The sequence below is a fragment of the Cupriavidus sp. SIMBA_020 genome (assembly GCF_046535395.1).
Taxonomy (GTDB): Bacteria; Pseudomonadota; Gammaproteobacteria; order Burkholderiales; family Burkholderiaceae; genus Cupriavidus; species Cupriavidus campinensis.
In genome coordinates this window covers 1-230 of sequence record NZ_JAWRWU010001820.1, presented here as the reverse complement: position 1 = coordinate 230, position 230 = coordinate 1, and the positions used below count along the sequence as shown (strand labels likewise).

The window sequence follows — 230 nt, the reverse complement described above, 5'->3', positions numbered from 1 at the left end:
CGACGGTGTTCGGCAACGGCTTCATGCCCGGCAGCACGACGAACATGATGCGGTTCGCGGGCCTGTTCCAGTTGAACTACAGCCGGCTCGACATCGACAACCGCGCGCAGGCGCGCTTCGCCACCGGCCCGCTCGAGCACACGCTGCTGCTCGGCCTGCAGTTCGACCGGCAGACGACGACCAACAGCGTATGGCTCGCGCTCGCACCGTCGCTCGACCTGTACCATCCC

Annotated in this window: 1 pseudogene; it reads left to right on the top strand. The window is 67.0% G+C overall.

Features of this window, described 5'->3' with window-relative positions:
- A pseudogene (locus SB751_RS35880) lies at nt 1–230 on the top strand (TonB-dependent siderophore receptor); the annotation flags it as partial.